Source organism: Streptomyces sp. NPDC051109 (assembly GCF_044455885.1).
GTDB lineage: Bacteria > Actinomycetota > Actinomycetes > Streptomycetales > Streptomycetaceae > Streptomyces.
On the sequence record NZ_JBITFF010000005.1, the window covers coordinates 428,686 to 452,037 of the forward strand.

General features: G+C 72.5%; 22 protein-coding genes and 2 pseudogenes. 22 read left to right on the top strand and 2 right to left on the bottom strand.

Features of this window, described 5'->3' with window-relative positions:
• The first annotated feature begins 15 nt into the window (after nt 1-15).
• The 3 genes from ACIBAD_RS13105 (at nt 16) to ftsH (ending at nt 6,232) form a co-directional block, all read left to right on the top strand.
• Complete coding sequence (locus ACIBAD_RS13105) at nt 16-2,457, top strand: [protein-PII] uridylyltransferase (RefSeq protein WP_398906376.1); 2,442 nt, start codon at nt 16-18, stop codon at nt 2,455-2,457.
• A gap of 134 nt (nt 2,458-2,591) precedes the next feature.
• Complete coding sequence (ffh, locus tag ACIBAD_RS13110; RefSeq protein WP_134070839.1) at nt 2,592-4,166, top strand: signal recognition particle protein; 1,575 nt, start codon at nt 2,592-2,594, stop codon at nt 4,164-4,166.
• A 230-nt stretch (nt 4,167-4,396) separates the two neighbouring features.
• On the top strand, nt 4,397-6,232 hold the full coding sequence (ftsH, locus tag ACIBAD_RS13115) for an ATP-dependent zinc metalloprotease FtsH (protein WP_398906434.1): 1,836 nt from the start codon (nt 4,397-4,399) through the stop codon (nt 6,230-6,232).
• Between the two features lie 28 nt (nt 6,233-6,260).
• Here ftsH and ACIBAD_RS13120 read toward each other — a convergent pair whose 3' ends face one another.
• Nucleotides 6,261-6,938 carry a methyltransferase type 11 gene (locus ACIBAD_RS13120; RefSeq protein ID WP_134070835.1) on the bottom strand — a complete coding sequence of 226 codons (678 nt, stop codon included), beginning with the start codon at nt 6,936-6,938 and terminating at the stop codon, nt 6,261-6,263.
• 131 nt (nt 6,939-7,069) lie between these two features.
• Between ACIBAD_RS13120 and proS the strand changes: the two genes are divergently transcribed.
• The 18 genes and pseudogenes from proS to ACIBAD_RS13210 all read left to right on the top strand — a co-directional run bounded on the left by proS (nt 7,070) and on the right by ACIBAD_RS13210 (nt 21,686).
• Nucleotides 7,070-8,482, top strand: a complete 1,413-nt coding sequence (gene proS / locus ACIBAD_RS13125) for a proline--tRNA ligase (RefSeq protein ID WP_134070833.1) — start codon at nt 7,070-7,072, stop codon at nt 8,480-8,482.
• Nucleotides 8,483-8,693: 211 nt separating this feature from the next.
• On the top strand, nt 8,694-9,293 hold the full coding sequence (locus ACIBAD_RS13130) for a hypothetical protein (protein ID WP_134070831.1): 600 nt from the start codon (nt 8,694-8,696) through the stop codon (nt 9,291-9,293).
• A 179-nt stretch (nt 9,294-9,472) separates the two neighbouring features.
• The gene (gene rpsP, locus ACIBAD_RS13135) at nt 9,473-9,913 is read left to right on the top strand and encodes a 30S ribosomal protein S16 (protein ID WP_030162461.1); all 441 of its coding nucleotides are present in this window, start codon (nt 9,473-9,475) and stop codon (nt 9,911-9,913) included.
• A 2-nt stretch (nt 9,914-9,915) separates the two neighbouring features.
• The gene (locus ACIBAD_RS13140; RefSeq protein WP_030011889.1) at nt 9,916-10,155 is read left to right on the top strand and encodes an RNA-binding protein; all 240 of its coding nucleotides are present in this window, start codon (nt 9,916-9,918) and stop codon (nt 10,153-10,155) included.
• Nucleotides 10,156-10,248: 93 nt separating this feature from the next.
• A complete protein-coding gene (gene rimM / locus ACIBAD_RS13145) occupies nt 10,249-10,812 on the top strand; it encodes a ribosome maturation factor RimM (protein ID WP_134070829.1) in 564 nt (187 codons plus the stop codon).
• Complete coding sequence (gene trmD / locus ACIBAD_RS13150) at nt 10,812-11,633, top strand: tRNA (guanosine(37)-N1)-methyltransferase TrmD (protein WP_134070827.1); 822 nt, start codon at nt 10,812-10,814, stop codon at nt 11,631-11,633. The genes rimM and trmD overlap by 1 nt, the downstream gene beginning before the upstream one ends.
• 133 nt (nt 11,634-11,766) lie before the next feature.
• A complete protein-coding gene (gene rplS / locus ACIBAD_RS13155; protein WP_008737520.1) occupies nt 11,767-12,117 on the top strand; it encodes a 50S ribosomal protein L19 in 351 nt (116 codons plus the stop codon).
• 44 nt (nt 12,118-12,161) lie between these two features.
• Nucleotides 12,162-12,923: a signal peptidase I gene (gene lepB, locus ACIBAD_RS13160; protein ID WP_398906382.1), complete on the top strand. Its 762-nt coding sequence runs from the start codon at nt 12,162-12,164 to the stop codon at nt 12,921-12,923.
• A pseudogene (lepB, locus tag ACIBAD_RS13165) lies at nt 12,916-14,064 on the top strand (signal peptidase I); the annotation flags it as partial. The gene lepB (ACIBAD_RS13160) and the pseudogene lepB (ACIBAD_RS13165), both read left to right, overlap by 8 nt.
• On the top strand, nt 14,036-14,929 hold the full coding sequence (lepB, locus tag ACIBAD_RS13170) for a signal peptidase I (RefSeq protein WP_398906436.1): 894 nt from the start codon (nt 14,036-14,038) through the stop codon (nt 14,927-14,929). The pseudogene lepB (ACIBAD_RS13165) and the gene lepB (ACIBAD_RS13170), both read left to right, overlap by 29 nt.
• 44 nt (nt 14,930-14,973) lie before the next feature.
• Complete coding sequence (lepB, locus tag ACIBAD_RS13175) at nt 14,974-15,777, top strand: signal peptidase I (protein WP_398906384.1); 804 nt, start codon at nt 14,974-14,976, stop codon at nt 15,775-15,777.
• Entirely contained in the window at nt 15,767-16,273 is a 507-nt protein-coding gene (locus tag ACIBAD_RS13180; protein ID WP_134070821.1) for an NUDIX hydrolase, read from the top strand. The genes lepB (ACIBAD_RS13175) and ACIBAD_RS13180 overlap by 11 nt, the downstream gene beginning before the upstream one ends.
• 55 nt (nt 16,274-16,328) lie before the next feature.
• The gene (locus ACIBAD_RS13185; RefSeq protein WP_006139554.1) at nt 16,329-16,637 is read left to right on the top strand and encodes a DUF2469 domain-containing protein; all 309 of its coding nucleotides are present in this window, start codon (nt 16,329-16,331) and stop codon (nt 16,635-16,637) included.
• A gap of 164 nt (nt 16,638-16,801) precedes the next feature.
• Nucleotides 16,802-17,173: a YraN family protein gene (locus ACIBAD_RS13190; protein ID WP_134070819.1), complete on the top strand. Its 372-nt coding sequence runs from the start codon at nt 16,802-16,804 to the stop codon at nt 17,171-17,173.
• Nucleotides 17,173-18,813 (top strand): YifB family Mg chelatase-like AAA ATPase, encoded by a 1,641-nt coding sequence (locus tag ACIBAD_RS13195; RefSeq protein WP_398906387.1) that lies wholly within the window; start codon nt 17,173-17,175, stop codon nt 18,811-18,813. Before ACIBAD_RS13190 ends, ACIBAD_RS13195 begins: the two co-directional genes overlap by 1 nt.
• Nucleotides 18,810-20,030, top strand: coding sequence for a DNA-processing protein DprA (gene dprA / locus ACIBAD_RS13200; protein WP_134070815.1), 1,221 nt, complete (start codon nt 18,810-18,812; stop codon nt 20,028-20,030). The genes ACIBAD_RS13195 and dprA overlap by 4 nt, the downstream gene beginning before the upstream one ends.
• A 209-nt stretch (nt 20,031-20,239) precedes the next feature.
• Nucleotides 20,240-21,076, top strand: coding sequence for an RNA polymerase sigma factor WhiG (gene whiG, locus ACIBAD_RS13205; protein WP_134070813.1), 837 nt, complete (start codon nt 20,240-20,242; stop codon nt 21,074-21,076).
• A gap of 52 nt (nt 21,077-21,128) precedes the next feature.
• Nucleotides 21,129-21,686 (top strand): TetR/AcrR family transcriptional regulator, encoded by a 558-nt coding sequence (locus tag ACIBAD_RS13210; RefSeq protein ID WP_398906438.1) that lies wholly within the window; start codon nt 21,129-21,131, stop codon nt 21,684-21,686.
• A 126-nt stretch (nt 21,687-21,812) separates the two neighbouring features.
• On the opposite strand, the pseudogene ACIBAD_RS13215 reads toward ACIBAD_RS13210, so the two are convergent.
• Nucleotides 21,813-22,241: pseudogene (locus ACIBAD_RS13215) on the bottom strand (peptidoglycan DD-metalloendopeptidase family protein); the annotation flags it as partial.
• Nucleotides 22,242-22,408: 167 nt separating this feature from the next.
• On the opposite strand from ACIBAD_RS13215, the gene rpsB reads away from it, so the two are divergent.
• Nucleotides 22,409-23,305 (top strand): 30S ribosomal protein S2, encoded by an 897-nt coding sequence (gene rpsB / locus ACIBAD_RS13220; RefSeq protein WP_134070811.1) that lies wholly within the window; start codon nt 22,409-22,411, stop codon nt 23,303-23,305.
• Nucleotides 23,306-23,352: the final 47 nt, after the last annotated feature.

The window sequence follows — 23,352 nt, forward strand, 5'->3', positions numbered from 1 at the left end:
GACGGGAGCTCCTGGGTGACGAGCGTCGAAGAGACCACGATGAGTGATTCCGACGAACCGTCCGCCTCGGGACCCAGCGGTTACGCCGCGGCCCGGCTGCGACTCCTCCAGGAGGAGTCGCGGTCCGGGCCTTCGCGGCGTTCCGCGCTGGCCGGGCTGACCGACGACTGGCTGAACGCCCTGTTCGCCACGGCCCTGCGGGAGACCGGGGTCCGGGGCGCCACCCTCGTCGCCGTCGGCGGCTACGGGCGGGCCGAACTCTCCCCGCGCAGCGACCTCGACCTGCTGCTGCTCCACGACGGCAAGGCGGAGCCGCGGGCGCTGAGCGCGCTGGCCGACCGCATCTGGTACCCCGTGTGGGACCTGGGCGTGGCCCTCGACCACTCGGTGCGGACCCCGGCCGAGGCCCGCAAGACCGCCGCCGAGGACCTCAAGGTGCACCTGGGGCTGCTGGACGCCCGGCCGGTCGCGGGCGACGCGGGGCTCCTCGCGGGCCTGCGCACCTCGGTGCTGGCCGACTGGCGCAACCAGGCCGCCAAGCGGCTCCCGCAGCTGCACGCGCTGTGCCGGGAGCGGGCCGAGCGGGCGGGGGAGCTGCGCTTCCTGCTGGAACCCGACCTCAAGGAGGCCCGCGGCGGACTCCGCGACGCCACCGCGCTGCGGGCGGTCGCCGCGTCCTGGCTGGCCGACGCCCCGCGCGAAGGGCTGGCCGACGCCCGCCGGCGGCTGCTCGACGCGCGGGACGCCCTGCACCTGGTGACGGGCCGGGCGACCGACCGGCTCGCGCTCCAGGAGCAGGACCAGGTCGCGGCCCAGCTGGGGCTGCTCGACGCAGACGCACTGCTGCGCGAGGTGTACGAGGCCGCGCGGGTCGTCGCGTACGCCGGGGACGTGACCTGGCGGGAGGTCGGACGGGTCCTGCGGGCCCGGGCGGCCCGGCCGAGGCTGCGCGGGCTGCTGGGATCGCGGGGGGCCGCTGCGGCCGAGCGGGCGCCGCTCGCCGAGGGCGTCGTGGAGTCGGACGGCGAGGCCGTCCTGGCCCTGGCCGCCCGGCCCGACCGGGATCCGGTACTGGCGCTCCGCTTCGGGGCCGCGGCCGCGCAGGCCGGGCTGCCGGTGTCGCTGCACGCCGTACGACGGCTCGCGGCGCAGGCGAAGCCGCTGCCGGTGCCGTGGCCCGCCGAGGCGCGCGAGCAGTTGCTGACCCTGCTGGGGGCGGGGGAGCCGACCGTCGCGGTCTGGGAGGCCCTGGAAGCGGAGGGGCTGATCACCCGGCTGCTCCCCGACTGGGAACGGGTGCGGTGCCGCCCGCAGCGCAATCCCGTGCACACCTGGACGGTGGACCGGCACCTGGTGGAGACGGCGGTACGGGCCTCCGCCCTGACCCGCCGGGTCAGCCGGCCCGACCTGCTGCTGATGGCCGCCCTGCTGCACGACATCGGCAAGGGCTGGCCGGGGGACCACTCCGTGGCGGGCGAGACGATCGCCCACGACGTGGCCGTACGGGTGGGCTTCGACGAGCGGGACGCCTCCGTGCTGGGCGTGCTCGTACGGCACCACCTGCTGCTGATCGACACGGCGACCCGGCGCGACCTCGACGACCCCGCGACGGTCCGGTCGGTCGCGGAGGCCGTGGGGTCGCTCGGCACGCTGGAGGTCCTGCACGCGCTGACGGAGGCGGACGCGCTGGCCACGGGCCCGGCGGCGTGGAGCACGTGGCGGGGCTCGCTGGTGGCGGACCTGGTGGCGCGGGTGGCCTCGGTGCTGCGGGGCGCGCCGCCCGCCGCGGCCGAGCCGGCCATCGCGACGACCGACCAGGAACGCCTCGCGGTGGAGGCGCTGCGCACCGGGGAGCCGGTGCTGGCGCTGCACGCCCGCCAGGAGGAGGACGACGCGGTCGGGGTCGAGCTGGTGGTGGCGGTCCCGGACCAGCCGGGGGTGCTCCCCGCGGTGGCCGGCGTACTGGCCCTGCACCGGCTCACGGTCCGGGCCGCGGACCTGCGCTCGCTGGAGCTGGCGGAACTGACGGGCGAGGTGCTGGTCCTGCGCTGGCGGGTGGCGGCGGAGTACGGGGCGCTGCCGGAGGCGGCGCGGCTGCGGACGGACCTGATCCGGGCGCTGGACGGCTCGCTGGACGTCCCGGCGAAGCTGGCGGACCGCGAGGCTGCGTACCCGCGGCGGCGCGGGGTGGTCCCGCCGCCGCCCCGGGTGACGGTGGTCCCGGAGGTCTCCTCGCTGGCCACGGTCTTGGAGGTGCGGGCTCCGGACGCGGTGGGCCTGCTCCACCGGATCGGGCGCGCCCTGGAATCCTCCGGGGTGCGGGTGCGCAGCGCGCACGTCTCGACGCTGGGCGCCAACGCGGTGGACTCGCTGTACGTGGTCGACCCCGACGGCAAACCGCTGCCGCCGGCCGCCGCGGCGGCCCTGGCCGCCACCCTGGAGGCCGCCCTCCGATGACCCGGGCCGGGGGCCGCCGCTCGGTGTCCGGGGGGAGCCCCGGGGCCGGAAACAGGCGGGGTCCCCGGACGGGGGGAGGGCCCGATACCCTGGGGGGCGACCACACGCCCCCGACCCGAGGAATCGCGACCACCGTGTTCGATACGCTTTCCGACCGCCTCAGCGCGACCTTCAAGTCCCTCCGGGGCAAGGGCCGCCTCTCCGAGCAGGACATCGACGCTGCGGCGCGGGAAATCCGTATCGCCCTCCTCGAGGCCGACGTCGCCCTCCCCGTCGTCCGCTCCTTCATCGCGAACGTCAAGGAGCGCGCCCGCGGCGAAGAGGTCTCCAAGGCCCTGAACCCGGGCCAGCAGGTCCTCAAGATCGTCAACGACGAGCTCGTCTCGATCCTCGGCGGCGAGACCCGGCGGCTGCGCTTCGCCAAGACCGCGCCCACCGTGATCATGCTCGCCGGTCTCCAGGGCGCCGGTAAGACCACCCTCGCCGGAAAGCTCGGCCTCTGGCTGAAGGGCCAGGGCCACGCCCCGCTGCTCGTCGCCTGCGACCTCCAGCGCCCCAACGCCGTCAACCAGCTGAGCGTCGTCGCCGAGCGCGCGGGCGTCGCGGTCTACGCGCCCGCCCCGGGCAACGGCATCGGCGACCCGGTGCAGGTGGCCAAGGACTCCATCGAGTACGCCCGCACCAAGCAGTACGACATCGTCATCGTCGACACCGCCGGCCGCCTCGGCATCGACTCCGAGCTGATGCAGCAGGCCGCGGACATCCGCGACGCCGTCAGCCCCGACGAGATCCTCTTCGTCGTCGACGCCATGATCGGCCAGGACGCGGTCAACACCGCCGAGGCCTTCCGCGACGGCGTCGGCTTCGACGGCGTCGTGCTCTCCAAGCTCGACGGCGACGCCCGGGGCGGTGCCGCGCTCTCCATCGCGCACGTCACCGGCAAGCAGATCATGTTCGCCTCGAACGGCGAGAAGCTCGACGAGTTCGACGCGTTCCACCCCGACCGCATGGCGGGCCGGATCCTCGACATGGGTGACATGCTCACCCTCATCGAGCAGGCCGAGAAGACCTTCAGCCAGGCCGAAGCCGAGAAGATGGCGGCCAAGCTGCAGAAGGGCCCGAAGGAGTTCACGCTCGACGACTTCCTGGCCCAGATGGAGCAGGTCCGGAAGATGGGCTCCATCTCCAAGCTGCTCGGCATGCTCCCCGGCATGGGGCAGATCAAGGACCAGATCAACAACATCGACGAGCGGGACGTCGACCGCACCGCCGCGATCATCAAGTCGATGACCCCGGCCGAGCGCCACGACCCGCACATCATCAACGGCTCGCGCCGCGCCCGTATCGCCAAGGGCTCGGGCGTCGAGGTCAGCGCCGTCAAGAACCTCGTCGAGCGCTTCTTCGAGGCCCGCAAGATGATGTCCCGCATGGCCCAGGGCGGCGGCATGCCCGGGATGCCGGGCATCCCCGGGATGGGCGGCGGCCCCGGCCGGCAGAAGAAGCAGATCAAGCAGGCCAAGGGCAAGCGCAAGAGCGGCAACCCGATGAAGCGCAAGGAAGAGGAGGCGGCGGCAGCCGCCCGCCGCGAGCAGGGCCCGCAGAGCGCGCCGCCCGCGACCGGCGGCAGCCCGTTCGGCCTTCCCGCCGGCGGTGACCGGCCCGGCCAGGACTTCGACCTTCCGGACGAGTTCAAGAAGTTCATGAAGTAGGCCGCAGCCCTACGAGGACGCACGGAAAGGGCCCCGGCGGGATCATCCCGCCGGGGCCCTTCCGCGTACGTCCTGCGGGCGCAATGGTGCGCTATATCCCTTATGGTCGGCCACGAGGACGGCAGTAAGGAGGCCACGTGCCCAGCCCCACCCCCGTACCGCCTCGCGAACGCGCCGACACGCCCTGGCGTTCCGAGGGCGCGCCGCCCGCACCGCCGCCCAAGAGGAAGATGCCCGGGGGATGGCGCGGACTGGTCCTCGCCGCCCTGATCGTCTTCCTGCTCGCCAACGTGGTCCTGTCGTTCTTCAACGAGGGCGACGAGCCGACCGTCTCGTACACGGAGTTCAGCAAGCAGGTCGCCGACGGCAACGTCTCGAAGATCTACTCCAAGGGCGACGCCATCCAGGGCGAGCTGAAGAACAAACAGCCGCTGCCCGACGGCGACAAGGGCGACTACACGAAGTTCGTCACCCAGCGCCCGGCCTTCGCCGACGACGACCTGTGGGCGAACCTCAGCAAGCACAACGTCGTCGTCACGGCCTCCCCGGTCGTCGTCCAGCGCAGCTTCCTGGCCAATCTGCTGATCTCGCTCGCCCCGATGCTGCTGCTGGTCCTCCTGTGGGTGTTCATCGCCCGCCGCATGGGCTCGGCCATGGGCGGCGTCGGCGGGCTGGGCCGCAAACAGCCGCCCAAGCCCGTCGAGCTGGAGGCCGGCAAACGCACCACCTTCGCCGACGTGGCCGGCATCGACGAGGTCAAGGGCGAGCTCAACGACGTCGTGGACTTCCTCAAGAACCCCCAGCAGTACCGGGCCCTGGGCGCCAGGATGCCCGGCGGGGTGCTGCTCGCCGGACCGCCCGGCACGGGCAAGACGCTGCTGGCGCGGGCGGTCGCGGGCGAGGCCGGGGTGCCCTTCTTCTCCGCCTCCGCCTCCGAGTTCATCGAGATGATCGTCGGCGTGGGTGCCTCCCGGGTCCGCGAACTCTTCTCCGAGGCGCGGAAGGTGGCCCCCGCGATCGTCTTCATCGACGAGATCGACACCATCGGCCGGGCCCGCGGCGGCGGGGCCGCCATGGGCGGCCACGACGAGCGCGAACAGACCCTGAACCAGATCCTGACCGAGATGGACGGCTTCTCCGGCTCGGAGGGCGTCGTCGTCCTCGCCGCCACCAACCGGCCCGACGTCCTCGATCCGGCGCTCACCCGCCCCGGCCGCTTCGACCGCACGGTGTCGGTCTCCCCGCCCGACCGGGCCGGGCGCGAGGCCATCCTGCGCATCCACACCCGGGACATCCCGCTCGCCGCCGACGCGGACCTCGACCAGGTGGCCCGCACCACTCCCGGCATGACCGGCGCGGACCTCGCCAACCTGGCCAACGAAGCCGCCCTCCTCGCGGTGAAGCGCAAGCAGAGCCAGGTCACCCAGGCCGACTTCATGGACGCCCTGGAGAAGGTCCAGCTGGGCGCCGCCCGGTCCCTGGTCATGCCGGAGGAGGAGCGCCGCCGCACGGCCTACCACGAGAGCGGCCACGCCCTGCTGGGCATGCTCCAGCCGGGCGCCGACCCGGTCCGCAAGATCACGATCGTGCCGCGCGGCCGGGCACTCGGCGTCACCCTCTCCACCCCCGACGCGGACCGCTACTCGTACACGGAGGAGTACCTGCGCGGCCGCATCATCGGCGCGCTGGGCGGCATGGCGGCCGAGCACGTCGTGTTCGACGTCATCACCACGGGCGCGGAGAACGACCTGGAACAGGTCACCAACCTCGCCCGCGGCATGGTCGGCCGCTGGGGCATGAGCGAGCGCGTCGGCCGCCTCACGGCGATCCCGGCGGACGCGCAGAGTCCGTACGGGCTCCTGGCCGCCCCCGCCACCCTGGACACGGTGGACCACGAGATGCGGCGCATCGTCGACGAGTGCTACGCGGAGGCCTGCCGGCTGCTGCGCGAACACCGGCCGAAACTCGACGCGCTGACCGAGGCCCTGCTGGCGAACGAGACGCTGGACGAGCCGGCCGCCTACGAGGCCGCGGGCGTCCCCCGCCTCTCGAAGGAGGCGAAGTAGCGGCCCGGGCCCCCCGCGGCCGCCGCGGCTACGGCACCCTGGCGATCACGTAGCGGAAGATGTTCGGCAGCCACACGGCGCCGTCCGGCCGCTCGTACGGGTGAAGCGCCTCGGTCAGCTCCTTCTCCACCTGCGCCGGATCGGACGAGGACTCGTACAGCCCCGTCGACAGCAGCCCCCGGACCGCGCTGTCCACGTCCGCGTACCCGAAGGGGCAGAACACCCGTCCCGATCCGTCGGGCGCGAGCCCGGCCCGCGCCACCGCCGCGTCCAGGTCCCGCGGCGCGGGACCGCCGCCCAGGACCGCGGGCACCGTGCACCGCTCCGCCGGGCCCCAGTCGGCCAGCACCACCGCCCCGCCCCGCCGGACCGCCGGCAGGGCCGCGCCCAGGGCCGCCGAGGACGGCGAGAAGGCCAGCAGCACGTCGTACGGGCGCGCGCCGTCCGGCGGGGCCGGGACCACCTCCAGCAGCCGCTCGCGCGCCAGCGCACGCCGCGCCGGATCCGCCTCCACCCCCGTGGCGGCGGCGCCCCGCCCCGCGGCCAGCAGCAGGGCCAGGCCCGACCCGCAGTCCAGGCCGAGCAGCCGGTCGCCCGGCCCGACCTCCAGCCGGTCGTAGACCGCTTCGTACAGCGGTACCAGCATCCGTTCCTGGATCTCCGCCCAGTCCCGGGCGACGAGCGTCGCCGTCGGCGTCGGTGTCATCGAAAGAGCGCTCCTGATTCCTTGTCGCCCCCGTGCCCCCGTTGCCAGAGAACTCCCCATTCGCCCCCGCGTCCAGAGGAGTGCGCCACCCGATTCACGCTCGGCGCGCCCGGCGCCGTACCATTCGCGCCATGGCAAAGGCACCCGTTCTCACCCCCCAGGCGGAGGATTTCCCCCGCTGGTACCAGGATCTGATCAACAAGGCCGAGCTGGCCGACAACGGTCCGGTACGCGGCACCATGGTCATCCGACCGTACGGCTACGGGCTGTGGGAGCGGATGCAGCAGGAGATGGACGCGCGCATCAAGGACGCGGGCGCCCAGAACGCGTACTTCCCGCTGTTCATCCCGCAGTCGTACCTGACGCGCGAAGCCGAGCACGTCGAGGGCTTCGCCCCCGAGCTCGCCGTCGTCACGCACGGCGGCGGCAAGGAGCTGGAAGAGCCGGTCGTGGTCCGGCCCACCTCCGAGACGATCATCAACGACTACTTCTCGAAGTGGGTCCAGAGCTACCGCGACCTGCCCCTTCTGATCAACCAGTGGGCGAACGTGGTCCGCTGGGAGATGCGCCCGCGCGTCTTCCTCCGTACGAGTGAGTTCCTCTGGCAGGAGGGCCACACCGCCCACGCCACGTACGAGGACGCCCGCGACTACGCGGCCCGCATCCACACGGACGTGTACGGCGACTTCATGACGAACGTGCTCGGCATCGACGTCGTGCTCGGCCGCAAGACCGCCAAGGAGCGCTTCGCCGGCGCCATCAACACCCTCACCCTCGAAGGCATGATGGGCGACGGCAAGGCCCTGCAGCTGGGCACGAGCCACGAGCTCGGCACCAACTTCGCCAAGGCCTTCAACACGCAGTACCTGTCGAAGGAAGGCAAGCAGGAGCTCGTCTGGCAGACCTCGTGGGGCGTCTCGACCCGCATGGTCGGCGGCCTGATCATGTCCCACGGCGACGACAACGGCCTCCGTGTCCCGCCGCGCCTCGCGCACATCCAGGTCGTCGTCATGGCGATCAAGGGCGACGAGGCCGTCACGAAGGTCCGCGAGCTCGGCGCGCAGCTGAAGGCCGCCGGCATCCGCGTCCACGTCGACGACCGCGTCGACACCCCCTTCGGCCGCCGCGCCGTGGACTGGGAGCTCAAGGGCGTACCGGTCCGCGTCGAGATCGGCCCCCGCGACCTGGAGGCCGGCACCGCGATGCTGGCCCGCCGGATCCCGGGCGGCAAGGAGCCCGTGCAGATCGAGGCCCTCGCCGACCTGCTGCCCAAGGTCCTCGACGAGGACCAGGCGCAGCTGCTGCGCGAGTCCCGCGAGCGCCGCCTGGCCCGCACCTCCGACGTCTCCACCATCGAGGAGGCCGCCGAGGCCGCCGTCGCCGGCGGCTGGGCGCGGATCCCGTGGGCCGACCTCGGCCCCGAGGGCGAGGCCAAGCTGGCCGAGCAGGCCGTCTCGGTCCGCTGCCTGATCGCCGAGGACGGGTCGGTTCCGGAGACGGACGATGCCCCCGGTACGCTCGCGATCGTCGCGCGCTCGTACTGATCGCTGCAGTCCGACCGGGGACCGGCCCCGGCGCACGGCACGAGCCGCGCGCCGGGGCCGGTCCTTTTGGTCGACGTTACGTACCGACTCATCCTGGGATCGGCGCACCCGTCCTCGTCGGGACGCATGAGACTGAACTGACTGGTACGTGCAAAAAATTTGGAATGGCCCGGAATCGGAACACCGGGGCACCCCGGCTCGTTGTCACGACGTGAGCACGACACCACCTGTTCTCGCCGCAGAGCTGGCGCAGGCGTGGGCCGACATTCAGCGGTACCACCCCGAGCTGCCTGACCTTGCCGCGCCCGAGTCCCTGATCGGAGAGTCCTCGTCCGCCTGCGGCGCCGAGCTCTCCTTCGAGCGACTGCTGCACGAGGCAGTCCACGGCATCGCAGCCGCCCGCGGAGTGCGCGACACCTCGCGGGCAGGCCGCTACCACAACCGCAGATTCCTCGCGATCGCCGAGGAAATGGGGCTGGACCACTCCGACGAGCCGCACGCCAGCAGCGGCTTCTCGCTGGTCTCGCTCAATCCCGAGGCGAAGAAGCGCTACCGCCCCACCATGGAGCGGCTGCAGCGCGCGCTGAAGGCGCACACGGCCGCGACGGCCGCCGACACCAAGCGCAGCTTCCGCGGGCCGGCCGCCCGGCACGGCTCCTCGGGTGGCGGTGTCCGCGTCAAGGCGGTCTGCGACTGCGGGCGCAACGTGCGGGTGGTCCCCTCCGTGCTGGCCCAGGCGCCGATCGTGTGCGGCGGCTGTATGAAGCCGTTCCGCATCCCCGAGATCGCCGTCTCGGCGGCCGCCTCCTGAGCCCGGCCGACTCCCCGCGAGAAGCGCCGCAGGCATGTGGCACAATGGCTAGCTGTACTCGACAGTCGCATAGGACCCCTCTCTCCTCCGGCTGACGCGTCCATCGGGCACCCGAGTACCGCAACCCCACGTGGCATCTCATGTGCCCAACCACGTCAAGTTCAGGAGACACCACTCCAGTGGCAGTCAAGATCAAGCTCAAGCGCCTCGGCAAGATTCGCCAGCCGCACTACCGCATCGTCGTCGCCGACGCCCGCACCCGCCGGGACGGTCGCGCGATCGAAGAGATCGGTATCTACCACCCGACGTACAACCCGTCGCGCATCGAGGTCAACGCCGAGCGTGCGCAGTACTGGCTGTCGGTCGGCGCCCAGCCCACCGAGGCTGTGCTCGCCATCCTGAAGCTGACCGGTGACTGGCAGGCGCACAAGGGCCTCCCGGCCCCCGCGCCGCTGCTGCAGCCGGAGACGAAGGAGAGCAAGCGTCGCTCCTTCGACGAGTTCGCCAAGGCCCTTGAGGGCATCGGCGAGACCAAGGGCGAGGCCATCACGCAGAAGGCGAAGAAGGCCGACAAGAAGGCGGACGAGGCTGAGGCCGCCGCCGAGTCGACCGAGGCCTGATCATGCTCGAGGAGGCTCTTGAGCACCTCGTAAAGGGCATTGTGGACAACCCCGACGAAGTGCAGGTCGCCTCGCGCAACCTGCGTCGTGGGCAGGTGCTCGAGGTCCGGGTCCACCCGGACGACCTCGGGAAGGTGATCGGCCGCAACGGCCGCACCGCACGTGCTCTGCGTACCGTCGTGGGCGCCATCGGCGGCCGGGGGATCCGCGTCGACCTCGTCGACGTGGACCAGGTCCGCTGAGACTTGGTTCATTGAGAACGTGAATCACCGGCACGGGCCGGGGAGGGCATTCGTGCCCGCCCCGGCCCGTCGTCGTCTGAACAGGAGAACTAGGTGGAGCTGGTAGTCGCGCGGATCGGCCGCGCCCACGGGATCAAGGGTGAGGTCAGCGTCGAGGTGCGGACCGACGAGCCGGAGCTGCGGCTCTCGCCCGGTGCCGTTCTGCGGACCGAACCGGCGTCGGCGGGTCCGCTGACCATCGAGACGGGCCGCGTGCACAGCGGGAGGCTGATGCTCCGCTTCGTGGGCGTCAAGGACCGCACCGCCGCCGAGGGGCTGCGCAACATCCTGCTGATCGCCGACGTCGACCCCTCGGAGCTCCCCGAGGAAGAAGACGAGTACTACGACCACCAGTTGATGGACCTGGACGTGGTGCTGGAGGACGGTACCGAGATCGGCCGGATCACCGAGATCTCCCACCTGCCCTCGCAGGACCTCTTCATCGTCGAGCGCCCCGACGGCACCGAGGTGATGATCCCGTTCGTCGAGGAGATCGTCGCCGAGATCGACCTGGAGGAGCAGCGCTGCGTCATCACGCCGCCGCCCGGGCTGATCGACGACCGGGCCGAGATCGTCTCCACGCGTGACGACGGCGCCGAGGCCGGGGAAGAAGCCTGATGCGTCTCGACGTCGTCACGATCTTCCCCGAGTACCTGGAGCCGCTGAACGTCTCCCTCGTCGGCAAGGCGCGGGCCCGCGGGCAGCTCGACGTACACGTCCACGACCTGCGGGACTGGACGTACGACCGGCACAACACGGTCGACGACACCCCGTACGGCGGCGGCCCCGGCATGGTCATGAAGACCGAGCCGTGGGGGGAGGCCCTCGACGAGGCCCTGGCCGACGGATACGAGTCTGGCGCGCGCGGCCCGGTCATGGTCGTACCCACGCCCAGCGGCCGTCCCTTCACCCAGGAGCTGGCCGTCGAGCTCTCCGAGCGGCCCTGGCTGATCTTCACGCCGGCCCGGTACGAGGGCATCGACCGCCGGGTCATGGACGAGTACGCCACCCGCATGCCGGTCTACGAGGTCTCCATCGGCGACTACGTGCTGGCGGGCGGCGAGGCCGCCGTCCTGGTGGTCACCGAGGCCGTGGCCCGGCTGCTGCCCGGAGTGCTCGGAAACGCCGAATCGCACCGCGACGACTCCTTCGCGCCCGGCGAGATGGCCAACCTGCTGGAGGGGCCGGTCTACACGAAGCCCCCGCAGTGGCGCGGCCGGGGCATCCCGGACGTGCTGCTCAGCGGCCACCACGGGAAGATCGCCCGCTGGCGCCGGGACGAGGCCTTCCGCCGTACGGCGCGCCACCGCCCCGATCTGATCGAGCGCTGCGCGGCCTCGGCCTTCGACAAGAAGGACCGCGAGATCCTGAGCATCCTGGGCTGGCGGCCCACCGCCGACGGCCGATTTTGGCGTAGGCCGGAGGCCGTGGAAGAATAGGCGGCTGCTGTGTGCTCGCGTGCGCCCCTGCCACAGGGGGACAGTCGCCCGCCGAGTGTCGCGGCTCCCGAATTCTCTCCGGAAACCCGCACCGGCGGCCTGTGGCGTCGTGCGAAGAAAGCAGACGAAGAACATGTCTCACCTGCTCGATGGCGTCAACGCCGCCTCGATCCGCTCCGACGTCCCGGCCTTCCGCCCGGGTGACACGATCAACGTGCACGTCCGCGTCATCGAGGGCAACCGCTCCCGTATCCAGCAGTTCAAGGGTGTTGTCATCCGTCGCCAGGGCTCTGGCGTCTCCGAGACCTTCACCGTCCGGAAGGTCTCCTTCAGCGTCGGCGTCGAGCGCACCTTCCCGGTGAACTCCCCGATCTTCGAGAAGATCGAGCTCGTCACCCGCGGTGACGTGCGTCGCGCCAAGCTGTACTTCCTCCGTGAGCTCCGCGGCAAGGCCGCGAAGATCAAGGAGAAGCGCGACCGCTGATCTCATCTCCGGGTCCCGGGGGCGGCCGGATAGGCTCCCCCTTGATGGACACCGAAGCAGAGCTCACACAGCGCGGCCACTCCTCCCCCGACACGGGGGAGGGGCGGCCGCGTTCTGCGTTGCGGGGGCGCCGTGCGCTGCCCGCCTGGCGGGCCCTCCTGACGCTGCGCGGAGCCGCGGTGCTCGGCGTGCTCTGCACGGGCTTCCTGCTGCTGGTCAGCAACTTCGTCGTACAGCCCTTCCAGATCCCGAGCCGGTCGATGGAGCCGACGCTCCAGGTCGGGGACCGGGTGCTGGTGAACAAGCTGGCGTACCGTTTCGGCGACGGGCCGAAGCGCGGGGACGTGGTGGTCTTCGACGGCACGGGGTCCTTCGTGCGGGAGCGGGCCGGCGGAGAGCCGATCGGCGAGGCCCTGCACGGCGCGGCCTCCGCGCTCGGGATCGGCGAGCCGTCCGAGACGGACTTCGTGAAGCGGGTCGTGGGCGTCGGCGGGGACGACGTGGTGTGCTGTGACGCCGGGGGGCGGATCAAGGTGAACGGGGTGCCCGTGGAGGAGCCGTACCTTTACCCCGGCGACGCGCCTTCGAAGGTGCCCTTCCGGATCGTCGTACCCCTTGGGACCCTGTGGGTCATGGGTGATCATCGTTCCCAGTCCCGGGACTCCCGGGACCACCTGGGGGAACCGGGCGGGGGGATGGTGCCGGTGGAGAAGGTGATCGGGCGGGCCGACTGGATCGGCTGGCCGGTTTCGCGGTGGGGGTCGGCTCCCGCGGCGACACCGTCCTCCGGTGGCGGTCATGGGTAGCCGGGGGCGGCCCAGAGGCGGCCGGGCCCCCGAGCCGGACCCGGAGCCCGAGCCGAGGCCGACGCCCCAGCCCCCGCCCGCGCCGCGGTTCTGGCGTGCACCCGAGACTCCGGGCGGCCCCGAGCCCCGGCGGGAGCCCGAGTCCGCCGCGGTCCCCGAGCGGCCCGTGCGGGAGCCCGGGTCGCGGCGAGGGGCCAAGGCGCAACCCGTCGCGGCCGAGACCGGTGGCCGCGCCGAGCGGCGCCGGCTGGCCCGGCGGGTCAAGCGGCGCAGGCGCACCCGGCGGGTGGGCGAGGTGCCGCTGCTGATCATCGTGGCGCTGTGCATCGCGCTCGTCCTCAAGACCTTCCTCGTGCAGGCCTTCTTCATCCCGTCCGGATCCATGGAGCAGACGATCCGGATCGGCGACCGCGTACTGGTCGACAAGCTGACGCCGTGGTTCGGCTCCAAGGTCGAGCGCGGCGACGTCGTGGTGTTCAAGGACCCCGGCGGCTGGCTCAAGGGCGAGGCCGCGCGCCCGCCCGCGGACCCGGTCGGCGTCAAGCAGATCAAGCAGACGCTGACCTTCATCGGCCTGCTGCCCTCGGCCGACGAACAGGACCTGATCAAGCGGGTCATCGGCGTCGGCGGCGACACCGTCGTGTGCTGCGACGCCAAGGGCCGCGTCACCGTCAACGGGACGGCGCTCGATGAGCCGTACGTGAGCCCCGGCAACGCCCCGTCCGAAATCCGGTTCGAGGTGCAGGTGCCGCGCGGCCGGCTCTTCGTGATGGGCGACCACCGGGCGAATTCGGCCGATTCCCGCTTCCACCTCGACGAGGCCTTCGACGGCACCATCGACGAGAAGGGCGTCGTGGGCCAGGCCGTCGTCATCGCGTGGCCGTTCGACCACTGGCGCAAGCTCGAACAGCCCCTGACCTTCCGTTCGGTTCCCGATCCGGCCCCGAGCGGGCGACGCGGCCGCCGACGGCGCCGCCGCGGCCCGCCGTTCGCATAGTGTGTCCTCGGTCTCCCGCGCCTTAGGGAACTCCCGCTCGTTAAGGGAGGGGAGGGCCCGTACCCGATTCGGCGCGGGCGGCGATCTGCGAGGTTGAGGAGTGGATGTGGGGGATGTGGCGGTAGGCGCGCGATCCGGACGCGATGAAGGCGAGGAGCGGCCGGACGATGCCGAGCGCGAAGCCGAGGACGGTGGTGCCGAGGCGAAGCCGCACCGTTCGTTCTGGAAGGAGCTCCCGCTCCTCGTCGGCATCGCCCTGCTGCTCGCCCTGCTGATCAAGACCTTCCTGGTGCAGGCGTTCTCGATCCCGTCCGACTCGATGCAGAACACCCTGCAGCGCGGCGACCGGGTGCTCGTGGACAAGCTGACCCCGTGGTTCGGCTCGGAGCCCGAGCGCGGGGAGGTCGTGGTCTTCCACGACCCGGCGAGCTGGCTGGCCGGGGAGCCCACCCCGGAGCCCAACTTCGCCCAGCAGATCCTCAGCAAGATCGGCCTGATGCCGTCCGCGGACGAGAAGGACCTGATCAAGCGGACCATCGCCATCGGCGGTGACACGGTCGAGTGCAAGAAGGGCGGACCGGTCGTCGTCAACGGCAAGGAGCTCGACGAGCCGTACATCTACCCGGGCAACACCCCGTGCGACGACGCCCCGTTCGGTCCGATCACGGTGCCCAAGGGCAAGATCTGGGTGATGGGCGACCACCGGCAGAACTCGCAGGACTCCCGCTACCACATGCAGGACTCCACCCAGGGCTTCGTGCCGGTCGACAAGGTCGTCGGGCGGGCCGTGGTCGTGGCCTGGCCGATCACCCGGTGGGCGACCCTGCCCATCCCGGACACCTTCGACCAGCCGGGCATCGGGAACCAGACCAAGGCGACCGCGATGGGCCTCGGGGCCGCCGGGCTCGCGCCCGTCGGGCTCGGACCGGCCGCGCTGGGCCTGGCCGGAGCGGTTCCGGTCGTGATGTGGCGCCGGCGGAGGCTGACCAGCGGGACTACCGGCAGGTAGGGTGCCGCCCAGGTCGTCGATCCCGGAAGTGTGGGGGCGCTGCAATGGGCGAAACGCTGAAAACGCAGACAAGCGGTACTGAAGGAATACGCGGTGGCAAGGACGGCCGCGGCGGTCTCGGCCATGTGCTGTCGGGAGTCGCCGTGGCCGTCGGCTTTGTGCTCTTCCTGGGTGCCTTCGCCTGGGGGGCGTTCGTCTACCGGCCGTACACGGTGCCGACCGATTCGATGACGCCCACGGTGCAGCCGGGCGACCGGGTGCTCGCGCAGCGGATCGACGGCGGCGAGGTGCGGCGCGGCGACGTGGTCGTGTTCACCGACCACATGTGGAGTGACTCGCCCATGGTCAAGCGGGTCGTCGGCATCGGCGGGGACACCGTGAAGTGCTGCGGCACGGGCGGCCGGCTCACGGTGAACGGCAAGGAGCTCGACGAGCCGTACCTCGAACTCGCCCAGCCCGCGGCGGAGGCCGCGGCCGCCGGTGCGGTACCGGCCTCCGACACGCCGTTCGAGGTGACGGTGCCCGAGGGCAACCTCTTCCTGCTCGGCGACCGGCGCGCCGCCTCGCTCGACTCCCGGGCCCACCTCCAGGAGGCCGGCCAGGGCACCGTGCCCCGGTCGGCGGTCCAGGCCCGGGTCGACGCCCTCGCCTGGCCCTCGATGAAGATGATCCAGCGGCCCGGCACGTACGCCTCCCTGCCCGGCGGGACCTCCCGGCCGGGGCCGCTGCGCCTCCAGCTGGCCGCGGTGACGGCCGGAGCCGCCCTGGTGGTGCTGGGGGCCGCGTACGGGCCCGTCGCACGGGTCCTGGGGCGCGGGCGCCGGCGGGAGCCGGCCGGTGCCCGCTGACGCGGCCGCCGCGGGCGGGCCCCGCAAGGTGTCCCGGGTGATCCTGCTGGACCCCGCGGACCGGATCCTGCTGCTGCACGGATTCGAACCGGACAATCCCGCGGACCACTGGTGGTTCACCCCGGGCGGCGGACTCGAAGGCGGCGAGACCCGGGAACAGGCCGCGCTGCGGGAGCTCGCCGAGGAGACCGGGATCACCGACGTGGACCTGGGTCCGGTGCTGTGGCAGCGGTACTGCTCGTTCCCGTTCGCCGGGCGGCGCTGGGAGCAGGACGAGTGGTACTACCTGGCCCGGACCACGCGGACGCGTACCGAGATGAGCGGGCTCACCGAGCTGGAGCGGCGCAGCGTCAGCGGTGCCAGGTGGTGGACCTCCGAGGAACTTCTCTCGGCCCATGAGACGGTGTACCCGACCAGACTCGCCGAGCTGCTCCGTACGCTGCTCGACGACGGTCCCCCGGGTGCGCCGGTGGTCCTGGCCCCGGAAATCGTCTAGGGGCGCAGGGGCCTGGCGCACAATAGGGGGACGCACGGCTGAAGGGGAACATGCCATGAGCGCCGAGGACCTCGAGAAGTACGAGACCGAGATGGAGCTGAAGCTCTATCGCGAGTACCGCGACGTCGTCGGGCTGTTCAAGTACGTGATCGAGACCGAACGTCGTTTCTACCTCACGAACGACTACGAGATGCAGGTGCACTCGGTCCAGGGGGAGGTGTTCTTCGAGGTCACGATGGCCGACGCCTGGGTTTGGGACATGTACCGGCCGGCCCGCTTCGTGAAGCAGGTGCGGGTGCTGACCTTCAAGGACGTGAACATCGAGGAGCTCAACAAGAGCGATCTCGAACTGCCGGGCAGCTGACGCCCGGCCCTTCGCCGCCGCCCGCCGCGCTCCCGCGACCACCGCCCGGGGCCTCCCGTTTTCACCCTGAGGGGTGAGGGGGTTGTCCACAATGCCCTCGCCGTCCACCAAGATCCACAGGGTGGGCGGGGCCGCGGGATCGTCGGGGGCGGAGGTGGTGCCCGATGGACGCGAAGGGCGTGGCACGGCAGGCGTTGGGGCGTTACGGCGAGGAGCTCGCGGCGCGGCGGCTGACCGAGGCCGGCATGACGGTGATCGCGCGGAACTGGCGGTGCCGCAGCGGCGAGATCGACATCGTCGCGCGGGACGGGGACGCCCTCGTCGTGTGCGAGGTCAAGACGCGCCGGGTGGGGGATTTCGAACATCCCATGGCCGCCGTCCGGCCCGGCAAGGCCGAGCGATTGCGCCGGCTCGCCGGGCGCTGGCTCGCCGACCACGGCGGGCCGCCCCCGGGCGGGGTGCGGATCGATCTCGTGGGGGTCCTGCTGCCGCGGCGCGGTGCGGCCGTGGTGGAGCACGTCCGGGGGGTGGCGTGATGGGGTTCGCGCGAGCCTGCTCGGTGGCCCTGGTGGGTGTGGACGGGGTGGTGGTTGAGGTCCAGGCCGATCTGGAGCCCGGGCTCGCCGCTTTCACCCTGGTGGGGCTGCCCGACAAGACCCTGACCGAGAGCCGGGACCGGGTGCGGGCCGCCATCGTGAACTCGGGGGCTGCCTGGCCGCAGAAGAAGCTCACGGTCGGGCTCAGCCCGGCTTCCGTGCCGAAATCGGGCGCGGGGTTCGACCTGGCGGTCGCGGCCGCCGTGCTGGGCGCCGCCGAGGTGGTCGACCCCGCCGTCATCGCCGATCTGGTGCTCATCGGTGAGCTGGGACTGGACGGCCGGGTGCGGCCGGTGCGGGGCGTCCTGCCGGCGGTCCTCGCGGCGGCCGACGCCGGGTACCGCAACGTGGTGGTGCCGCAGCAGTGCGCCGCAGAGGCCATGCTGGTCCCCGACGTCAGCGTGCTGGGGGTGCGCAGCCTGCGCCGGCTGATCGCGGTCCTCACCGACGGGGAGGTCCCCGAGGAGGAACCACCGGATCAGGCGGGGCGGCCCGATCCGATGCTGGCCGGGCTGGTGGTCCCGGGCGCGGGCATCGGCACCGGGATCTCCCGCGGCGGGCCCCGGGCCGGGGAGGGGGAGCCGCCGGACTTCCCCGACCTCTCCGATGTCGCCGGGCAGCACGGCGCCCGCCGGGCCCTGGAGGTGGCTGCCTCCGGGGGCCACCACCTCTTCCTCAGCGGGCCGCCGGGAGCCGGCAAGACGATGCTGGCCGAGCGGATCCCCTGGATCCTCCCGCCGCTCTGCCGGCAGGACTCCCTGGAGGTCACGGCCGTGCACTCGGTCGCCGGGGTCCTGCCGCCAGGGGAACCGCTGGTCGCCCGGCCCCCGTACTGCGCGCCGCACCATTCGGCGACCATGCAGTCCCTGGTCGGCGGCGGAGCGGGCGTGCCGCGGCCCGGGGCGGTCTCCCTGGCCCACCGCGGCGTGCTCTTCCTGGACGAGGCCGCCGAATTCAGCACCAAGGCGCTGGACGCGCTGCGCCAGCCCCTCGAATCGGGGCACGTGGTGATCGCCCGGGCCGCAGGGGTGGTGCGGCTCCCGGCGAGGTTCCTGATGGTCCTCGCGGCGAACCCCTGCCCGTGCGGACGGCACACCCTGCTCGGGGCCGGCTGCGAATGCCCGGCCTCGGTGATCCGGCGCTACCAGGCCAGGCTGTCGGGGCCGCTGCTCGACCGGGTGGACCTGCGGGTGGAGGTCGAGCCGGTCACCCGCTCCGACCTGCTGGGGCGCGGGGGCCGCGGGGAGACCACCGCGGTCGTCGCCGACCGGGTGCGGGAGGCCAGGGACCGCAGCGCGGCCCGGCTCGCCGACACCCCGTGGCGGCTCAACGCCGAGGTGCCCGGGCACGAGCTGCGCACCCGGTGGCAGGCGGCCCCCGGGGCGCTGGCCCAGGCCGAGCGGGACCTGGAGCGCGGGCTGCTCACCGCCCGCGGGCTGGACCGGGTGCTGCGGGTGGCCTGGACCGTGGCCGACCTGCGGGGCCGGGACCGCCCCGAGGCCCTGGACGTGGCCGTCGCCCTCGAACTGCGCACCGGCATCGCCCGCGGGGCCGCCCTGGCCATGGAGGCGCGGCCATGAGCGCCCCGGCGGGGCCCGAGGAGGCACCCGGAGCGGGACCGGAGGTCGAGCCCGACCCGGAGTTGCTGGCGCGGGCCGCGTTGACCCGGGTGCTGGAGCCCGGGGACGAGCACGGCGGGCGGTGGCTGCGCGAGCACGGCGCCGCCGGGCTGATACGGCTGCTGACCGGCCCGGACACCGCGGCGGCAGCGCTCGCCGGGGTGGGGGAGCAGCGGCTCGCCGGCTACCGCAGACGGGCCGCGCTCGCCGACCCCCGGCGGGATCTGGCGGCGGCCGCCCGCGACGGCGGCCGGTTCATCTGCCCCGGCACCCCGCAGTGGCCGACCCAGCTGGACGACCTCGGCGACGCCCGGCCCATCGGGCTCTGGCTGCGGGGCCGGCCGGACCTGCGGACCTGGGCGCTGCGCTCCGTCGCCGTGGTCGGCGCCCGCGCCTGCACCCCGTACGGGGCGCACATGGCCCAGACCCTGGCCGCCGGACTCGCCGAGCGGGGCTGGGTGGTGGTCTCGGGAGCGGCGTACGGGGTCGACGGCGCGGCCCACCGGGGCGCCCTCGCCTCGGGCGGCGCCACCGCCGCGGTGCTCGCCTGCGGGGTGGACGTCGCCTACCCGCGCGGCCACGCCGAGTTGCTCGGCCGGATCGCCGCGCAGGGGCTCGTACTGGGGGAGCTGCCGCCCGGCAGCCACCCGAGCCCGACCCGGTTCGTGCTGCGCAACCGGGTCATCGCCGCACTGACCCGGGGCACCGTGGTGGTCGAGGCGGCCCACCGCAGCGGCTCCCTGGTCACGGCCCGGCGGGCCCAGCGGCTCGGGCGGTTCACCATGGGCGTCCCCGGCCCGGCCACCAGCGGACTCTCGGGCGGGGTGCACGAACTGCTGCGCGGTGAGGCCGTGCTCGTCACGGACGCCGCGGAAGTGGTCGAGCTCGTCGGCGGCATGGGCGAACTGGCCCCCGAGCGGCGCGGCCCGGTGCTCGCCCGGGACCTGCTGGACCGGGACACCGCGCGCGTCCTCGAAGCCATGCCGGCGGTCGGCCGCCCCGCGCACGCGGACCAAGTGGCCCTCGCCGCCGGCACCGGCACCGATGAAGTCATCGGCAGACTGTACGAACTTCACTCTCTGGGGTTCGTCGAACGGCAGGGCGAGCGCTGGCAGTTGACCACACAATCACCTGAAGGAGGCACACAAACCGGTGGCACTCGGCGAGGCGGTCATTGACCTGGGGTGTTCCGGTGAAAGAGTGAAGCCGATGAGAGACGCGGTCTCCCCGGTGGCAGCCGCCGGGACCGAGCGCCAGGCGCCGGTCCCGGGTCGCCCGCGCGAGTCAGGGCGCCCCGGTGCCCATGCGCGATCCCGTACTCTTCGCGCACCGCGACACTTCCGTCACGCTACGCTCCCAAGGAATCCCGCTCCGGCAAAGGCGAAGCATGCCCCAGCACACCTCAGGGTCTGACCGCGCTGCGGTGCCCCCCGCTGCCCGCGGCAGCGTGCGGACCACCGCACCCTCGTCCCTCGACGTGCTGTGGCGCTCGTACAAGGAGAGCGGTGACGAGCGGCTGCGGGAGCAGCTGATCCTGCACTACTCGCCCCTGGTGAAGTACGTGGCCGGCCGGGTCAGCGTGGGCCTGCCGCCCAATGTGGAACAGGCCGACTTCGTCTCCTCCGGGGTCTTCGGGCTGATCGACGCCATCGAGAAGTTCGACATCGAGCGGTCCATCAAGTTCGAGACGTACGCGATCACCCGCATCCGGGGCGCGATGATCGACGAGTTGCGCGCCCTGGACTGGATCCCGCGCTCGGTCCGGCAGAAGGCGAGGGCCGTGGAGCGGGCCTACGCCACCCTCGAAGCCCAGCTGCGCCGCACCCCGACCGAGCACGAGGTCGCCGGCGAGATGGGCATCGCCGTGGAGGAACTCCACGCCGTGTTCAGTCAGTTGTCGCTGGCCAACGTGGTCGCCCTGGAGGAGCTGCTGCACGTCGGCGGCGAGGGCGGCGACCGCCTCTCGCTGATGGACACCCTGGAGGACACCGCCGCCGACAACCCGGTGGAGGTGGCCGAGGACCGCGAGCTGCGCAGGCTCCTGGCCAGGGCGATCAACACCCTGCCGGAACGCGAGAAGACCGTGGTCACGCTGTACTACTACGAAGGCCTCACCCTGGCCGAGATCGGCAACGTACTGGGCGTCACCGAGAGCCGGGTCAGCCAGATCCACACCAAGTCGGTGCTCCAGCTGCGGGCCAAGCTGGCGGATGTCGGCCGGTGAGCTTGCGGCGCCTCCGTAAAGTGGACGTGTGCCCAGGATTCGAGCGGCCTCCGTGGCCGAGCACCGGTCGATGCAGCGCGGCGCCCTGCTGGACGCCGCGCGCTCCCTGTTGTCCGAAGGCGGGACGGAAGCGCTGACCTTCCCCGCCCTGGCGGAGCGCACGGGCCTTGCCCGGTCCTCCGTGTACGAGTACTTCCGCTCCCGCGCGGCCGTGGTCGAAGAGCTGTGCGCGGTGGACTTCCCCGTGTGGGCCGCCGAGATCGAGGCGGCGATGGAGCGGGCCGGGTCTCCCGAGGCCAAGGTCGAGGCCTACGTGCGCAGCCAGCTGGGGCTGGTCGGGGACCGGCGGCACCGGGCGGTGGTCGCGATCTCGGCCAGTGAGCTGGACGCGGGGGCGCGGGAGAAGATCCGCGCCGCGCACGGCGGGCTCGTGGCGATGATCGTGGAGGCGCTGGGCGCCCTGGGCCACGAGCAGCCCCGCCTCGCGGCGATGCTGCTGCAGGGGGTCGTCGATGCGGCTGTCCGGCGCATCGAGCTGGGCGCCGCGGAGGATCCCGGCGTGGTCACCGAAGCCGCCGTGGCCATGGCCCTGCGGGGCGTGCAGGGCTGAGGCCCGGAACGGCAGCGGGGCCGCGTTCGGCAGGAGTCTCGGTGTCGGGCGCGGCAGGAGGGCCAAGGGGTTCAGGTACGTCGTGCCCGACAGGAGGCCCCAGTGGAGACAGGGACCGCCGCAGTGTGTGCCCTCCGTGAGGACCGCCACCACCTGGCCGCTCGTGACCTCCTCGCCCTCCGAGACCAGCGGCCGGACCGGTTCGTACGTGGTGCGCAGGCCGCCCGGGAGGGTCAGGGACAGGACCCCGCGCCCGGCCACCGGGCCCGCGTGGTGCACCCGCCCCGGGCCGACCGCCCTGATCTCCGCGCCCACCGGGGCGGCCAGGTCCACCCCGCGGTGCCCGGCCGCGTACGGGGTCGGGGGCGGATCCCACCAGCGGGTCACCACCAGGGGCGGCGGGAGCGGCCGGGCCGCGGGTGCGAGGGCCTGGGCCAGGGTCAGCAGCAGCGTGAGCAGCAGTGTCGTCATGCCGTCCAGGTTGCCGCCCGGTCGCGGAGCGTGAGCGGGCCTGTGGACGGCCGGCCGGTTGTGGACAACGGCGTCACCTGGCATACCGCCCGGTCCCGTACACTTCTAACGGCGATCCGGGTCACCGGGTCGACTTCGCACGCCCCAGCACCAGCCGATCAGGCCAGGTGGAAGCGTCTCTCGGTCCCCTTCGTCGGGGGCAGGACGCGGTGGGGCGTCAGGAACCAAACCGAGAAACCAAGGAGATGGCCATGGCCGTCGTAACGATGCGGGAGCTGCTGGAAAGCGGCGTCCACTTCGGTCACCAGACCCGTCGCTGGAACCCGAAGATGAAGCGCTTCATCTTCACCGAGCGCAACGGCATCTACATCATCGACCTGCTCCAGTCGCTGTCGTACATCGACCGCGCCTACGAGTTCGTCAAGGAGACCGTCGCCCACGGCGGCTCCATCATGTTCGTCGGTACCAAGAAGCAGGCCCAGGAGGCCATCGCCGAGCAGGCGACGCGCGTTGGCATGCCGTACGTCAACCAGCGCTGGCTGGGTGGCATGCTCACCAACTTCTCCACCGTCTACAAGCGCCTCCAGCGTCTGAAGGAGCTTGAGGCGATCGACTTCGAGGACGTCGCCGCCTCGGGTCTCACCAAGAAGGAGCTCCTGGTCCTCTCCCGCGAGAAGACCAAGCTGGAGAAGACCCTCGGTGGTATCCGCGAGATGTCGAAGGTTCCCAGCGCCGTCTGGATCGTCGACACCAAGAAGGAGCACATCGCCGTCGGTGAGGCGCGCAAGCTCCACATCCCGGTCGTCGCGATCCTCGACACCAACTGCGACCCCGACGAGGTCGACTACAAGATCCCGGGCAACGACGACGCGATCCGCTCCGTCACCCTGCTCACCCGCGTGATCGCCGACGCCGTCGCCGAGGGCCTCATCGCCCGCTCCGGCGCTGCGACCGGTGACTCGAAGCCGGGCGAGAAGGCCGCCGCCGAGCCGCTCGCCGAGTGGGAGCGCGACCTGCTTGAGGGCGAGAAGAAGGCCGACGACGCCGAGGCCGCCCCGGCCGAGGCCGCTGTCGAGGCCCCCGCTGTCGAGGCCCCCGAGGCCGAGGCCGTCGTCGAGGCTCCGGCCGCCGACGCCGAGCAGGCCTGACCCTCTGAGAGAGCCCGGCGTTCATCCGCCGGGCACTCGCAGCACGG